Raw genomic sequence first — 14170 nt, 5'->3', positions numbered from 1 at the left:
AGGAGTCTCTCCAGGGGCAGAACATCAGCCGCCGTGTGCGAGCCCGAGCAGCGACGCGAGGGCGTCACGCATCTCGTTCAGAACCGTCCCAGGAGCACCGGAGTGAGCTCCAGGGCGGCAGCCGGTGACACGGGCGCGCCCCCGACGTTTCAGGGGCGCGGTCGGCACGGATACCATGCTGCATCACGCTGGTACTCACGCTTCGATGGGCGAGTCCATCGACGCCGTGGCAGGGTGACGGTCCACAATCCAAGGCTATTCGCAGCGCAGCCGATTACACACAACCGCGGAATGAAGGTCAAGCGGGACGTACGGCTTTTTTCGGCGTGGAGGGGCATGTGGTCGCGGCGCTGCGTCATGAGGCGATCGCTCCCGGCCGGCAGTCCTGGCCCGCGTGGCCCGCGACGACCGCGCCGGGCTCGCACACCGCGACGGAGCCCGCCGCGAACGAGGCGTCGGGAGCACTCGTAATCAGGTGGTGATCGACGATGTCCCGATTGCCGATCGTACGGGTTTCATGAATCGAACATCGCCGATCTTCAGAGGTCGCCGAGAGGGGCTGTCGAGCGTCCGCCCCGGCCCCGACCGCACCGAGACATCCCTCGCGCGGAGCCCTGCCGCGGGGCGGGCCCGCGGCGCGTCCATCGCCGGCGCCGCCTCACCGCGCCTCCGCGGCGGACGCGCCGCGACCCGGACCGGCGCCGCGCTCACCCGATACCCACGCGCTCCTCGTTGAAGCCCTCCGTCCGCGTCATCGCCGACTGGAAGAGGCTCGCCAGCACTTTGACCGGCCACGACAGGCTGTCCATCGACCGGCACCACTCGAGCGCCAGGAAGCCCGCGGCCCCGACCGCGAGCAGCAGCGCGGTCGTGATCAGCACGACCCGGCTGTGCAGCGACAGCCGCGGCGGGCGCTCGCCCCGGAGCCGCAGCCTGGCCCGGCGCAGGAGCTCGTCGTGCACCGGGAAGCCGAGGCCGCCGAGGATCACGAGCGTCATCACGACGATGCAGGCCGCGGGCGTCGCGGTGGACTATGGAATACATCATGGACGCCGCTGCGGAGGAGCGGCTTCAGCAGTACATTGACGGCATTGGCACGGTCCTCGGTCATCCCAAGCGCCGGGAGGCATTTGCGAGCTACACGCTGGGGCTTCTCAGCGATCTGGAACGCAAGAGCGTTGAGCCGATCGCCGCGTTGGGAGTGTGCCAACGATCCAAGTCGCCGGCGCGAAGCGCAGATCCCTGACGGCATTCAGTTCAAGAGCAAGGTGGATCTGGCACTCGACGCGATCGAGCGCGCTGCGGCCGACAACGTGCCGGGTCAGCTCGTGCTTGCGGACGCCGTCTACGGTCGCTCGGCAAAGTTTCGCGACACCGTGCGCCTGCTCGGCTTCGACTACCCCGTCGGTGTGGACTCGACGACGATGGTCGTCGCCCTCGGTCCCGGCGGGCGCTGGAACAAGACGCCCATGACAGCCGACGAGCTCGCGCGCAAGCTTGGCAAAAAGGCGTTTCGTCGGATCACATGGCGCGAAGGTACGGGCAAGAAGCTCGCGTCGCGGTTCGCCTTGCGCCGCGTTCGGCTCGCCAATCACGATTGACGATGGCATCCCGGTCGAGGAGCACGAACCGCTGTGGCTGCTCATCGAGTGGCCGTTCGGCGAAAGCGATCCCTCGAAGTTCGCGGTCACGACGCTGGGGACCAAGATGTCCAAGAAGCAGATCGTACGCCAGTACAAGGAGCGCTACCGAACTGAGCAGGCCTACGAAGAGATGAAGGGCGAGCTGGGGCTCGATCACTTCGAAGGGCGGCGATTCCGAGGCTGGCACCACCATGTTTCCGTCGTCCTGTGCTGTTACGCCTTCATCGTGGCCGAGCGTGATCGGTCTTTTTTCCCTCGGCAGACGCCGAAGGTCACGCCCACCCGCTCCGCTTCGCGGCCTGAGCGTCACTTCGCCGACTCGCTCGCGACCGTTCGCCGCGCGATCGCTCGCGCCTTGATCGCGTGGCTGCCTCGTTGCCCTGCGTGCCACCGCCCGCCGTTACGCCGCAGCGCGCATTGGTTCGTGTCCGCGCCGCGCTGACACAGTAGTGGTAGGCTCTTCTGGCTTCGCAGGGCGCGGTCCGATGCGCTTGCGCGCCAACGTGGGCGACTTGCCGAGGCGAGCACGCCAGCGTACTTGACGGTGTGAAAGCGCGGCGGCGGGACGCTGGCCGCGAGGCGGCACACGAGCGAGAGCGGATCCATGTCCACCGCGACAGTCCCGTCAGCGAAGGCGCGCCTCCGCGACAGCCGCACCAGGCCGTCCTGCTGCGGCTCGACGCGCTCCTTTGCGATCGGGGGTCGCAGCACGTAACGCAGCAGCGCCTCCCTCGCCGCGGCATGGTGCGCACCGGCGCGCGTCGCTGCGTGCGAGGTGAAGCCATCGAGCGCAGCGCACAGCGGCTTGTCGTACGCGAGCGCGCTCGGAGAAGACGGCGAGAGCCCGCGGAGCCACTGCGGGGCGACGACGTATGGCGCGGCTCTCGTCCCGAGACGGCGGAGGCACAGAGCGCTGCCTCGGGCTCGTCGTCCTCCTCGACGTCGTGCTCGAGCTCGAGATGCCCGTGCCGCCGGAGGTAACGGAGCATCCGCCCGACGGCGTGCTCTATGACCTGACCGACCTCGCGCTCGCAGGTGACCGAGTTCGTTCCACACGAGCTCGGTGCCGTCTTCGTGATAAGCCCCGTCGAGGAAGACCACGTGCAGATGCGGATTGAGCCGCATGTCGCCGGACGTGCGTTGCACGTCGGTCACCGCGCCGCTCTTGACCGCGCCGCACGCGCCTCGGCGCGCGGCGCGCTCTTCGTAGAACCGCTCCACGCTCTCGACGAAGATGCGGGTCAGCACGCCGAACAACGCCCGTCCTGGGCGAGCCTGCGCCGCCACGGAAACGGAGACGTCACCCCCCACGGACGGTGCGCCACCTCGGGCAGGACGTCCTCGATCAGGTTCGCCGCCGTGGCACACATGCGTCGGCCCAGACACGACGGGCAGAAACCGCGTCCTTTACAGCTGAAGGTCACCAGCCGACTCTCTTCGCAGCGCTCGCACCGGAGCCGCGCGAACCCGCGGCAGAGCAGCCCGCAGTCGAGGTAGGCTTCGAGCTCCTTCTTCGCGTGCTTGGGTATCCGGACGGCGATGGCGCCGTCGTCGATGGCCCCGTACAGCGTCTCCACGTTGTCGCGCACGATCTCGTAGAGCGTCGTCTTCTCGGGGCGACGGCGCTCGTAGACGACGCCCGTGGTGCGAGCCGCGCTGGCCACACGGCGCCGACACCGCACGCCGCACGCCACGCGGTGACGGCGCGTTTTCGCCGCGAATTTCGACAACCCGCCGGGCTATCGCCCATGGCGGAGCGGCGGGCCGGGGGGCGGCGGGCCGCGACGCGCGCTGCCGCGGCGGCGGAGGCGCTCGCCGAGCACCCGGCTCGCGCTCGATATGTCGGCGCGCGAGAACGCAGAGCGCGAGCGGGCAGCGTTGCAGGAGGAGATCATCCGGGTGCAGCAGAGCCGGCTAGCGGAGCTGTCCACGCGATGATCCCGATCACCGAGCAGGTGATGGTCATGCCTCTCATTGGGACCATGGATGAGCAGCGTGCCAGGCACGTGCTTGAATCTGCGCTCTCTAGCGCCGAGGCGTGGTGCGCGTGCCGCCTTCGTGCCAGCATGCAGGAGCCGCTTCGCCACTCGTTTTCCCACCGCTCCCCGCGGCGTCCGCAGTTCCGCCATGGCGTCGCCATGCAGCATCGCGGCGAGAGAGGGTCGTCGCCTGCGCACGCCGCCGCGCTTGCCTCCCGGCACAGGCCTGGTGCTTGCCGGCATCACTTTCCGGATGCCTCCGGGGCGCTTCGGCACGCAACCGCCGCGCGTGGGCGATCCCAGTAGAGCCTGCGGGCACTGGCGAGCGGCAAGGCTCCGCCAGCGAGTCGACGCGAGCGGCGGGCTCGACGTTCGGCCCAAGCTTGCTCACCGCTCCGGTGCCACCGGCAGCCCGAGCAGCCGACCGATCGCCTCGTGCACGACCCAGGCTGCCTCCGCGTCCCCGAGGGCGACGGCTCGGCTCAGCGTGCCGGCGAGCGACGCAACCACGGCGGATCGAGGCGATAGATCGACCGTCGCGAGCTCTCCGGGCCCAGGGCTCGGCGGTTGGGCCGGGGTTGGGTCCATGCCTCCTGAGGGGGTGCGATCCGTCGTCACGCCCTCCCAGAATCCCTGGCGATGCGACGGATCGCGACGGTTCGCCCCCACGGATTCGTCCCGCCAGAAAAACCGGTCAATAACGAGCCGTCGCCGGAAACGGCAGCGATTTTCATGGTTTCCGCCTGTCTCCCCGCCGAGGGCGGCTCCGGTGTGGCCCAACGGGGCGCCCTCCGCCGTCGCGTCGCCCGCGGTGAAGGGCCCGCGGCATCACCGGTCCCACCGTACGGCCACGCTGCGCGCGCTGGTTGACATAGAGAACCTTACGCGAGCCGCATCCCTCCTGGAAAAGCGATGCTGTATCAGCAACTTATCCATGCATCTAGGGAGCCGCTTTCACGCCACAGCCTGCGGGGCACCGTGGTACATCCGAGCGCATGCCCACGCTCGTCCTCTCCTACCGCTACAGCCCTGACTCGAACGCCCTGTTCGCCGCAGCGCTCGCCGTCGGCTGGGACGCGGAGCGCCTACGTGCATCCCCGGGAGCGGGGCGTCACGGGCAGTCCGAAAGGACGCGTGCTCCGCGCGCCCTGAGCGCTGCAAGGTTGCTCGCCTGAGCTGCGCAGTCGATCGGGTTTTTGACCAGGCCCACCATGCCGCTTTGGCCGAAATCCGGGTTGGCCACGAGGGGTGTCAGATCGGACACCAAGTTCTCCGAGATGTCAAAGATGGACAGGGAAGGAAGGCTCGCGAGCGGAGAGAGGTCGGAGATGCGGTTGCGCCCGAGGAACAGCAGCCTCAGCTCGGTCAGGGTCGACAGGGGCGAGGCGTCGCTGATCTCGGCGTCGTACACCGTGAGCTCGACCAGCGCCCGGAGGCCTGACAGCGGCGCGAGCGTTGCGATGGGGCAACGGTCGAGCGTGAGCGTATTGAGCCGGATCAGCGAGCGGAGCGGTTCGATGTCGCTGACCGGGTTGTCGTGGAGTGACAGGGTCGACAGGTTCGTCAGCGAGCCGAGGGCCGTGACGTCCGAGAGGGAGCTGTCGCTCAAGTCCAGGTTCTCCAGCCGGATGAGCGAGCGCAGCGGCGCGACATTCGTGATCGGGTTGCGCGCTGCGGTCAGGGAGCGCAGCTCCGTGAGCGAGCGCAGCGGCGAGAGATCTGCCAGACGATTGCTGCTGATGTTGAGCTGCGTGAGAGAGCGGATGCACTCGATGCCGGAGAGGGAATGGATCTCGCGATCGGCGGCGTAGAGGTCGTCGAGCGACGCAACGTCGGTCGGAAGGAGCGGGCCCTCCGGCTTCGCCACTTTACTGCGCACCACCGCCTCGAGCGCCGGGTCGATGAACTCGAGGGGGCCGGAGCACGCCGCGGTGGCACTGCCGCCTGTGCCACCGCCACCGGCGGCACCGCTGCCGCTGCCACCGCCGCCGGTGCCGCCCGCCCGCGGATCCTCCCCGGGGTCCGTCCACCCGCCCACGCCGTCCCCGGGCATGGTGCCAGGGGGATCCACGGCGCCTGAGGCGCCGCTCGAAGCCATGGCGGGCTCGATCTCACGGATCTCACCGCATCCGGCGAGGGTGATGGCAGGGGCGAGGATCAGCAGAGCAGAAGCGATGTTGCGCATGACGTGACCTCCGCCGAACAGGTTACGTTCCCGCCGCGGAGCCGCTTCTTAATCTTCTCTTAAAGCGATTCGCGCGCTCCCTCCCGCGGCCGGAGGAGAGGAGGCGGAGGGGGCGGATGACGCTCGGGGAGAGCCGCCCGTTTCAGAGCGGCAGGCGCACGAGGAGGATGCTATTCAAGCCTAGAGCGACAAACGGGTTCCCATGAAAGCACCCGGCCGTCCAAGGTCTGGACGATCTGCGCGCCGCCGCTTTCCGTCCATTGGATAACACCCTTCGGTGTGGAGCCGGGGACTTCGGTGGTAGGCGTGACGTCACGAAAGCCCTTGAAAGTCGCGGCCGGGGATTGCTCCTGTGCCGCCATCGACTCGCCTCCTGTGCCGCTTGAACCCATATCGTCCTCCAGCGTGATTTCCGCCCAACCATCAGTCGATTGGTACACCGGAGCCGCCGGATCAGGTCTGTCTAGCCCGTCGCCTTTTGTGACCTCCCCCCACCGAGAGTCTCATGGATCGGCTCTGCGGCGCAAGGCCCCAATGCTGTCCAGCGCAACATGGCCCAAGGACGCTCCTGTTTCTCACCGAGGTGGTGCACGAGCAAGCGGACCAGCGCGAAGGTGGTGGACATCGTGACCGCCTGCGCGAGGAGAGACGCGACGCGCGCGTTCGTCTAGAATCCCTTCTTCCGAAGGACGAACTGTCCGCCATCGGTCGGCGGAGCGTAGCTCTTTCCTGAAAAATCGAAGACCGTTTCCCACGCCCCGCTGACCCAAACGCCGCCTTTCGTATCGACGGCGACGTGCGTCAGACCGTTCGGGTTGCCGGTCGCGAACTCGACACTCTCGCCCTTCGTTCCGTCTGCCGCAAAGCGCGTGAGGCGCCCTCCTTTTGCATCTTCTTCCGTGCCGAGCCAGCCGAGGCGACCGGCCACGTAGCTTTGACCATCGCCGCCGAGGGCCAGCGCGTTGCCGAAATAGTCTGGTCCGCCGAGCCGGCTCGCCCAATGCACTGTCTCACCGTCCTCGAAATCATAGAGGACCGACTCCGATCTTTCCTCGTCGAAGGTGTCTGTGTGATCGAGGAAGGTCGATGTCGACGTTTGTGAGGCGAGGAGGAGGAGGCGTCCAGAGGCGGTCGACTTCAGGTCTTTCACATAGTCGAAGCTCGCCCCGCCAAAGCGGAGCGCGCGCAGAGGATCGCCGCTCTCCGGGGCGAGCCAGGCGAGCCAGCCGTTGTAGACGGCTGGGTCGTCCTGCCCTCCAGCCTTTTCGAGCTCTGTCTCTCCGATCGTGAGTGTTCCAGCGAACGCGCCACCGGCGAGGATCTCACCGCCGCTATTGAACGTGAGGGCAATCGTGTATCCCTGGCTGATGTCGTGCTCGAACGTCGTGCTCCAGATCTCTTCGAGGGTCGACCCAGAGAACTTCATGATCTGAGGTTTTTGTACGGACGCGTCGTCGTTGTACACGCCGAGGCCAACGACGACGTCGCCATCCGCGTCGACCGCCATCGTGCTCAGAGGAGAGCTGCCTTCGAGAGTGACTCCGGCCGCAAGGGCGATCGTAAAGTCGGGGTTCACCTTGACCAGATAAAACCCTTCCTCGACGGTCGTGAGGGTGAACTCACCGAAGGTCATGTCCATGTAGAGCTGACCGACGAGGAAGATCGAGCCTTCCGCGTCGATCGCCATCAACTCTGGCTCAGCGGCTCCGGGCAGCGCGAGCGCGTGGAGAGCTTCTCCGGTCGCCGAGTACTCCGCAAGAAAGGGTTCGCCGATCGAATCGGGGAGGAGCTCCGCGGGAGCTCGAGCTCCAACCGTGATGACCGAGCCATTTGGGGTCGCTGCGAGCGGTTGACCGAGGCCAAAGACGTCGCGCCGCGGGAAGCTCAGGAGAAATTCCTCGCCGGCCCCATCGGGGTCGGGCTGCGCTCCGCCGCTCCCGTTCGCGCCGCCACTCGCAGCGCCGCCGCCTCGCCTCCAGCAGGTGGATATCGCTTTCCCTTGCGGCGCCTCCGTCGCCTGTCCGCCCGGCTGGTACGTCAGCGGCTCGCAGAGCGGGCCGAGCTACTGCGCCGGGATCTACGATCGGATCTCGTGCGGTGCGGTGCCGTACCCGAGCGGGGCTTACGCGACGTGCGACCCGATCTGCTACCCTGGCTTTACCGAGACGGTGGTGAATGCCGGCGTGCCGAGCTGTGATTACCAGGACAAGCGCACCTGCGTGAAGTGAGCGGCGGCGCCACCTCCCGTCGCGAAGCCTGCTGCCTGCCAACAGCGCTTTGCCGGAGGCCCTCCGGGGCGCTTCGGTATGCAACCACCGCGCGCGAGCGATCTCGGCAGAGCCCACGGGCGCCGGCGTCGTCGCGGCGCTATCCGCTGCAGCAGCGGAACCCGATCGTATGATCGGTGTCGGCGCGCTCGCGCTCGTCGCGCGCGTCGCACCGGAGCTCTTCGAGCGTGCCCTCGCTGTCGAACGCCCCGCCCCGGGTCCTGCAGAGGTCGCCGGAGCCGACGTCGTCGGAGCACGCGTCTTCCCACTCGCGGACGTTTCCGCTCATGTGCTGCAGGCCGAGATAGCCGCCCTCGCACGCCAGGCTGGTGTCGTCGCCGACCGGCACCGTCTCGGTGCTGTCGCCGTTGCACTGGAGAGCGTCGAACTCGCCGGTGGAGTGAGCGAGCGCGCCGTGCTTGCTGCACGCGTCGAACCACTCGCCCTGCGCCATGTCACCGCGGAACGGCAGCGGGCCGCCGTGGCGCTCGCCGCAGAGGCGCTTGCCGTGGCTCTTGCAGAAGGCGCGCGCGTCGCACCAGTCGACGCAGGTGGCGGGGTGCTCGTCCTCCTTGCGGCGCGCCGTGCACACGAGGGGCGCGTCGGGTCCGGTGTCGTCGAAATCGAAGGTGCTGTTGAACGAGCAGAACGGCTCCTGCGCCGCGACGTCCGGCTGCGTGGCGAGGAAGGCGCGGTAGGCGGCGTTCGACACCTCGGTCTGATCGATGCAGAACGAGCTCTCGATCGTCACCATGCCGGCGGGGCACTGGCAGACGCCCTCGGTGCATGCGGCCGTCGTGCAGTCGGCGCTGGCGTCGCAGGGCTGGCCGTACAGGCACGAGGCGTTGCCGGCCCCGGGCTCGCAGGTGAGGCCGTGCAGCGGGCGCACGAGCGAGCACGCCGAGAGGAGGGCCGCCGCCAGGGCGGCGGCGCCGCCGCGGGCGCGGGCCGACGGGCGCATCAGAAGGCCCCCGCGACGCCCGCGGCGTTGCCGGCGATGAACGGCCAGAGCGCCGTCGCGCCGGCCTTCGGGGGCTGCGCCGCGGCCGGCCGGGTCATGTAGAGCCACGCCGCGGCGCCCAGCACGACGACGCCCACGCCGAGGCCGACGTCGGCGATGGCGTGCTGGACCCGGATGGCGCGCACCTCGCCCTCCGCGCAGCGCGGGGCGCACGTGGCGCGCAGGTCGGCCTCGGCGCTCAGCGAGAGGGCGCCGGCGACGGCGAACACCGCGAGCCCAGCGACGCCGACGGCGCCGGAGGCCCACACGAGCCCCGGGACCGAGGGCTCCGCGGGCGGCGCGGCGCGCGGGGCGAGCGGGTGAGGCGAGGCTGGCGCGCCGGCCGAAGGTGCGCCGAGGGTCACGGTGAGCAGGCGGTTCTTCTCGCCCTCGCGGATCAGCACGCGCTCCTCGACGGCGGGGCCCGTCGCGGGCTCGAAGCGGAAGGTGTGCGGACCCGGGTCGACCGGCCGCGCCTTGCCGTCGAGCGCCGCGGCGAGGGGGCGCCCGTCCACGAGCACGCGCACGTCGAGGCGCTCTCGCCCGTGCGCGTCCCTCGCGGCGACGACCACGGAGGGCAGGCTCTGCTCGACCTCGGCGAGCCACGGCCCGCAGTCGGCCACGGCGGCCGCCGGACAACTCGGCTGCGAGCAGACGACCAGCGCGGCGCGCGCCTCGATCAGCCGGCCGTCGTGGCGGAGACCCTGCGCGCGCTCGTAGGCGTCGGCGCACGCCTGCTTGTGCGGCGCGGCATCGGCGCGCGCGCCGGTGAGCGAGAGCGCCGCGGCGGCGGCGAGGGAGAGCGCGAGCCGGGCGCGGGCGGGACACGGAGGGTTCATCGGTTCACAGGCACTCAGGCTTGAGCCGGCGTATGCCGGCCTTGTCCACGGTATACGGCGGGGAGCAGCGCTGGGCGTCGGCGCGGGTCGTGCGTGCCGCGGGGGCCGGCGCGCGCGCGCCGGCTGCAGGGCGCGCCGGGCGCTGTGCGGGCGCTGGCGCGACGGCGTTCGCCGGGTCGGCCGCGGCGGCGCTCGCCGGATCAGCCGCGGCGGCGCTCGCCGGGCCGGCCGCGGCGGCGCTCGCCGGGCCGGCCGCGACGGCGCTCGTCGGGCCGGCCGCGACGGTGCTCGCCGGGGCAGCCGCGGCGGTGCTCGATGGGCTCACTGCGACGGCGCTCGCCGTGCTCGCCGCCGAGGCGCCGGCCGGCTGCGCCGCGGGCGCGTGGACCGGGCGCGCGGCGTCCTCCGGGCCGGGAGGGGCGCGGCGCCACGACTGCGCCGCGAGCGCGGCCGCGCCGCCGAGGAGCAGCGCGCCGAGCAGCGCGAGCAGCGGGCGCGCGCGCTTCCTCGCCGTGGGGGGCGGACCATCGCGCCGCGCGCCGTCGGTCGCAGGCAGTCCCAGCGAGATCCCGCTGGACGTCACCGATCCGGGCGGGGGCTCAGCCGCCGGCGTCCCCTGATCGAGGGCCCTCGACGGGATCGAGGGCGCGGTCTCTGCCAGCCCCCGCGCCGGGCCGCCCGGCGGCGCGGGCTCGCCTTCGTCTTCTGCCCCGTCGCTGGGCGCGCCCGACGGACCCAGCGCGGCCGCGCCCGAGCTGGCCGTCGCCGGGCCGCTCGGGATCCCCGCCGACGCGCTCTCGATGGCGGCGACGCGCGCCGCCCGCCGCGCGAGCGCGTCGCCGGCGAGCGCCTCCACCCACTCGCCCACGACGCGCGGCGACGCGAGCGGGACGGCGTCCTCGATGGCGACCGCGAGCTCGCGGGCGGTCGGGTAGCGGCCCTCCGGGTTCCGCTCGAGGGCACGGAGGACGATGGCGTCGAGCGCAGGCGGCACGTGCGCCGCGAGCGAGCTCGGGGGCAGGATCGGCTCTTCAAGCACGGCCCGGATGAGGTCGCCCTCGTCGCCGCCGTCGAAGAGCCGGCGGCCTGCGAGCGCCTCCCAGAGGACCGCGCCCGCCGCGAACACGTCGGTCCGCCGGGTCACGTCGGCGCAGAGGAGCTGCTCGGGCGCCATGTACGCGAGCTTGCCCTTGATCTGCCCGCCGCGGGTGGTGCTGAGCCGCCCGCGCGCCTTGGCGATGCCGAAGTCGAGCAGCCGCGCCGTCCCGTCGACGCCGACGAGCACGTTCTCGGGCGAGACGTCCCGGTGCACGATGCCGAGCGGCTCGCCCGACTCGCTGCGCGCCTCGTGGGCCGCGTGCAGGCCGTGGAGCGCGCCGCACGCGATGCTCGCGACGATGGGCACCGGCGCCGGCGCGTCGCCCGCGCGCGCCGCCCGGAGCAGCCGCGCCAGCGACTCGCCCCGCACGTACTCCATGACCAGGAACGCCTCGTCCTCGGCGAGGAGGAGGTCGACCATGGCGACGACGTTGGGGTGCTGGATGCGCGCGACGATGCGGGCCTCGTCGCGCAGGCTCTCGGCGATCTCGGGCGCCTCGGCGAGCGCGGGGTGCAGCCGCTTGATGGCCACGGTGCGCGAGAAGCCCGCGTCGCCGACGAGCCGGCCGAGGTGCACGGACGCCATCCCGCCGGATGCGATCGCGCCGTACAGCAGATACCGCCCGATGGGCCTGGGCTGCGACGGCTCCGGCGACATGCCGGTGGGATGATACACGAGCGCGCCCGGCGCCGCCTGGGAGGCGCCGGCGCGGGCAGTGGGCCTCAGCTCGGGAGGGGCGTGCTCGGCTCGACGAAGCAGAGGCGGTAGCCGTCGGGGTCGGTGACGACGACCTCCCGTGTGTGCCACGGCTGGTCGCGCGGCCCGTCGACGGCGGCGCCGGCCGCCGCGGCGCGCGCGGCGATGGTCTCGATGCCGCGGTCGCCGGCGGCGCTGAAGCAGACGATGACGCCGAGGCCGTGCTGCCCGGCGAGCGAGACCCCCGGCGGCGTCGCGACGAGGAAGAGATCGGCATAACGTGCCCAGCGCAGGTGGACGAACACCGGATCCTGGTGGACGCGGGTGAAGCCGAGGAGCTCGTAGAACGAGGCGGAGCGCTCCGCGTCGGTGACGAGGAGCTTGACGTAAGCAGGCATCACGTAGGGGTCGTCGCTGGGCATGGTCGCTGGGCGCGAAGGTGCGCTGCGCCGGGCCCGAAGGCAAGGCGCGAGCGCCGGGCGGCGCAGCGGCCGCCCGCGAGCCCGGCGGTCCGCCGGCTGCGCGCGAGGATCGAGAGCGCGGAACGGGCTCTGGGGCGGATAGGTGATGCCGCGCTCCGGGTAGATCTTGTGCTGGCTTCTCGACGCACAAGGATAGTGCGCAATTCACCAATCGCCCGTGACGATAAGCGGATCGGGCGGCTGCTGCTGGTGCCGCCCCTCAGTTTTGACGATCCGTTTCGCCCGGCTCGTGCGTCTGGGCGGGCTCGGGCGACGTCCGCGTGACCGGCGCGCCGCCCGAGCGCCTGGCCCACGCCTCGGGCAGCGCCGATATCGTGTTCGAGTGAGGCGATCTCGGTTCTGTCTCCGAGGTCGACCACGTACTTCTTCCGCGCACGCCGTTCGCCGAGGACGAGCCCCCGCTCACGCGCGAGGAGATCCGCGGGCCTCGGCCGACAAGACGCTCTCTCTCGAGGCGGTGCGCTCGCGCAAGCTCCGCGACGCCGCGTACACGCTCGTCGTGAACGCCGAGCGGAGGCTGCGCGCCGCCGAGGAGTACTGGTACGCGGGCACCGACAAGATGTCTTTGGCTCCACCGCTCGCGATCCTCGGCGCAGATCTCGAGGAGCTGCTCGACATCGTACTTTGCAGCGCGATCGTCGCCCTTGGCGGGCGGCGCACCCGATCAGCTTGAAAGCCCAAGGGCTTTCTTATGAAGGCACAGATCAGGGCGAGAGCTTCAGAAGGAAGACATCTCGCATTTGGGCGGAGATCGGGCCGTTTCCGAGATCGACCGTGCCCTCGAATCCGCCGAGAACGAAGACGTTGCCCCCGGGGTCTGTGTCGATATCCCATCCGAACTGCGCTCCGGCGCCGCTGAAGCATCGGCTCCAGACCGCGTCCCCGTGGAGGTCGAGCTTGGCGACGAAAGCCTCTTCCACCGCGCCGTCGCCGCTGCCGATAGGCCCGTTGCCGAAGTCGATCGTGCCGTCGAAGCAGCCCGTCAGCACGGTGTTGCCCTGATCGTCCACCGCGATCTGGTGATGGACCACGCTCATGCCGTCGCCGAATTGCCTGCTCCAGATGTGCTGTCCGTCGGAATCGAGCTTCGCGACAGCGATACCAGAGCTCGTGGCGAGGGCGCCTCCGCCGAAGTCCACCGTGCCGCTGAGCGCCGCGAGGACGTGCAGATCCCCATTTTCATCGGTATCGATGTCGAGGCCGGTCTGATTGAGCGCACCGCCGAAGCGCTTGCTCCAGCTCGGGGTGCCGTCGGGGTCGAGCTTTGCCACGAAGATGTCTCGGTCCCCCGCGCTGACGAGGGGGCCACCGCCGAAATCAATGGTTCCGCCGAAATCGCCCATGACGAGCACATTGCCCTGCCTGTCCAATGCGACGCCCCTGCAGGCCTGGTAGTCGTGATCTCCGAAGAGCTTCCCCCAGAGCACCTCGCCGGCGGGATTGAGCTTCAGCACGAAGGCATCGACGCCGCCGGCGCCCACGATCGGCTCGTCGCCGATGGGAATGGATCCCCTCGCGCCGCCGGTGACGACCGCGTTCCCGGCTCGGTCGACCGCGATGTGGGGCGCGAGCTGAACGGCATCGTTACCGAAGCGCTTCGCCCAGAGGAGGCGGCCATCGGGGTCAACCTTTGCGACCAGGATATCCTGGCCCTCCGTCGCGCCTGCCATGGGACCCGCGCCGAGGTCGAAGGTGCCACGGGCCAGGCCTGCGGCGAGCAGATTGCCCTGCGCGTCGGCGGCGAGGGTCGAGTACTTTGCGATGCCGCTCGCCGTGTTCGGCAAGGCGACGTTCCAGAGGCAGGTGCCCGACGCGTCGAGCTTGGCGACGAAGGCGCCGATATCCAGGGCGTCGAGGGGCCCTGACGCTGCGCTCAAGGGGCCGCAGCCGAGATCGGTCGACTCGTAGATCTCGGCCGACAAGAAGACGTTCCCTTTTGAATCTGCCGCCACGGCGCGGGGACTCTCCGCTCCGGAACCC

General features: G+C 70.4%; 15 protein-coding genes and 1 pseudogene. 5 read left to right on the top strand and 11 right to left on the bottom strand.

Annotated elements, in window-relative coordinates:
* Positions 1-707: 707 nt before the first annotated feature.
* Positions 708-998, bottom strand: a complete 291-nt coding sequence (locus tag WME73_RS22900) for a hypothetical protein (protein WP_437747501.1) — start codon at positions 996-998, stop codon at positions 708-710.
* 47 nt (positions 999-1045) lie between these two features.
* On the opposite strand from WME73_RS22900, the gene WME73_RS22895 reads away from it, so the two are divergent.
* From WME73_RS22895 to WME73_RS22885, 3 genes are all read left to right on the top strand, one after another.
* The gene (locus WME73_RS22895) at positions 1046-1246 is read left to right on the top strand and encodes a hypothetical protein (RefSeq protein WP_437328969.1); all 201 of its coding nucleotides are present in this window, start codon (positions 1046-1048) and stop codon (positions 1244-1246) included.
* Entirely contained in the window at positions 1179-1601 is a 423-nt protein-coding gene (locus WME73_RS22890; protein WP_437917051.1) for a transposase, read from the top strand. Before WME73_RS22895 ends, WME73_RS22890 begins: the two co-directional genes overlap by 68 nt.
* Before the next feature lie 106 nt (positions 1602-1707).
* On the top strand, positions 1708-2085 hold the full coding sequence (locus WME73_RS22885; RefSeq protein ID WP_437917546.1) for a hypothetical protein: 378 nt from the start codon (positions 1708-1710) through the stop codon (positions 2083-2085).
* Positions 2086-2216: 131 nt separating this feature from the next.
* Here the strand turns inward: WME73_RS22885 and WME73_RS22880 are convergent.
* The 5 genes and pseudogenes from WME73_RS22880 to WME73_RS22860 all read right to left on the bottom strand — a co-directional run.
* Positions 2217-2768 (bottom strand): annotated as a pseudogene (locus WME73_RS22880) (transposase); the annotation flags it as partial.
* A 116-nt stretch (positions 2769-2884) separates the two neighbouring features.
* Entirely contained in the window at positions 2885-3307 is a 423-nt protein-coding gene (locus WME73_RS22875; RefSeq protein ID WP_437917050.1) for a transposase zinc-binding domain-containing protein, read from the bottom strand.
* A gap of 702 nt (positions 3308-4009) precedes the next feature.
* On the bottom strand, positions 4010-4210 hold the full coding sequence (locus tag WME73_RS22870) for a hypothetical protein (RefSeq protein ID WP_129576712.1): 201 nt from the start codon (positions 4208-4210) through the stop codon (positions 4010-4012).
* Between the two features lie 523 nt (positions 4211-4733).
* Positions 4734-5807 carry a leucine-rich repeat domain-containing protein gene (locus tag WME73_RS22865; RefSeq protein WP_437917049.1) on the bottom strand — a complete coding sequence of 358 codons (1074 nt, stop codon included), beginning with the start codon at positions 5805-5807 and terminating at the stop codon, positions 4734-4736.
* A 667-nt stretch (positions 5808-6474) separates the two neighbouring features.
* Positions 6475-7494, bottom strand: a complete 1020-nt coding sequence (locus WME73_RS22860) for a hypothetical protein (protein WP_437917048.1) — start codon at positions 7492-7494, stop codon at positions 6475-6477.
* Between the two features lie 295 nt (positions 7495-7789).
* On the opposite strand from WME73_RS22860, the gene WME73_RS22855 reads away from it, so the two are divergent.
* Positions 7790-8035, top strand: coding sequence for a hypothetical protein (locus tag WME73_RS22855; RefSeq protein WP_437917047.1), 246 nt, complete (start codon positions 7790-7792; stop codon positions 8033-8035).
* Between the two features lie 139 nt (positions 8036-8174).
* Here WME73_RS22855 and WME73_RS22850 read toward each other — a convergent pair whose 3' ends face one another.
* The 4 genes from WME73_RS22850 to WME73_RS22835 form a co-directional block, all read right to left on the bottom strand.
* On the bottom strand, positions 8175-9035 hold the full coding sequence (locus WME73_RS22850) for a formylglycine-generating enzyme family protein (RefSeq protein ID WP_437917046.1): 861 nt from the start codon (positions 9033-9035) through the stop codon (positions 8175-8177).
* A complete protein-coding gene (locus WME73_RS22845) occupies positions 9035-9913 on the bottom strand; it encodes a hypothetical protein (protein WP_437917045.1) in 879 nt (292 codons plus the stop codon). The genes WME73_RS22850 and WME73_RS22845 overlap by 1 nt, the downstream gene beginning before the upstream one ends.
* Before the next feature lie 4 nt (positions 9914-9917).
* The gene (locus WME73_RS22840; protein ID WP_437917044.1) at positions 9918-11669 is read right to left on the bottom strand and encodes a protein kinase domain-containing protein; all 1752 of its coding nucleotides are present in this window, start codon (positions 11667-11669) and stop codon (positions 9918-9920) included.
* Between the two features lie 65 nt (positions 11670-11734).
* A complete protein-coding gene (locus tag WME73_RS22835) occupies positions 11735-12130 on the bottom strand; it encodes a VOC family protein (protein ID WP_437917043.1) in 396 nt (131 codons plus the stop codon).
* A 517-nt stretch (positions 12131-12647) separates the two neighbouring features.
* Between WME73_RS22835 and WME73_RS22830 the strand changes: the two genes are divergently transcribed.
* Positions 12648-12863, top strand: coding sequence for a hypothetical protein (locus WME73_RS22830; RefSeq protein ID WP_437917042.1), 216 nt, complete (start codon positions 12648-12650; stop codon positions 12861-12863).
* A gap of 31 nt (positions 12864-12894) precedes the next feature.
* On the opposite strand, the gene WME73_RS22825 is transcribed toward WME73_RS22830, so the two are convergent.
* Entirely contained in the window at positions 12895-14142 is a 1248-nt protein-coding gene (locus WME73_RS22825) for a hypothetical protein (RefSeq protein ID WP_437917041.1), read from the bottom strand.
* Positions 14143-14170 lie beyond the last annotated feature (28 nt).

Origin of the sequence: Sorangium sp. So ce302, assembly GCF_051530145.1 — a bacterium.
In the GTDB taxonomy this organism is placed as follows: domain Bacteria; phylum Myxococcota_A; class Polyangia; order Polyangiales; family Polyangiaceae; genus Sorangium; species Sorangium cellulosum_B.
The sequence above is the reverse complement of the archived record's forward strand: the minus strand, read 5'-3'. Positions and strand labels throughout refer to the sequence as shown.

Excerpts from the sequence above, each read along its gene's own strand:
- WME73_RS22900 (WP_437747501.1), bottom strand. The coding sequence starts at position 998 with ATGACGCTCGTGATCCTCGGCGGCCTCGGCTTCCCGGTGCACGACGAG.
- WME73_RS22895 (WP_437328969.1), top strand. The coding sequence starts at position 1,046 with ATGGACGCCGCTGCGGAGGAGCGGCTTCAGCAGTACATTGACGGCATT.
- WME73_RS22885 (WP_437917546.1), top strand. The coding sequence starts at position 1,708 with ATGTCCAAGAAGCAGATCGTACGCCAGTACAAGGAGCGCTACCGAACT.
- WME73_RS22870 (WP_129576712.1), bottom strand. The coding sequence starts at position 4,210 with ATGGACCCAACCCCGGCCCAACCGCCGAGCCCTGGGCCCGGAGAGCTC.
- WME73_RS22865 (WP_437917049.1), bottom strand. The coding sequence starts at position 5,807 with ATGCGCAACATCGCTTCTGCTCTGCTGATCCTCGCCCCTGCCATCACC.
- WME73_RS22860 (WP_437917048.1), bottom strand. The coding sequence starts at position 7,494 with ATGGCGATCGACGCGGAAGGCTCGATCTTCCTCGTCGGTCAGCTCTAC.
- WME73_RS22850 (WP_437917046.1), bottom strand. The coding sequence starts at position 9,035 with ATGCGCCCGTCGGCCCGCGCCCGCGGCGGCGCCGCCGCCCTGGCGGCG.
- WME73_RS22845 (WP_437917045.1), bottom strand. The coding sequence starts at position 9,913 with ATGAACCCTCCGTGTCCCGCCCGCGCCCGGCTCGCGCTCTCCCTCGCC.
- WME73_RS22840 (WP_437917044.1), bottom strand. The coding sequence starts at position 11,669 with ATGTCGCCGGAGCCGTCGCAGCCCAGGCCCATCGGGCGGTATCTGCTG.
- WME73_RS22835 (WP_437917043.1), bottom strand. The coding sequence starts at position 12,130 with ATGCCCAGCGACGACCCCTACGTGATGCCTGCTTACGTCAAGCTCCTC.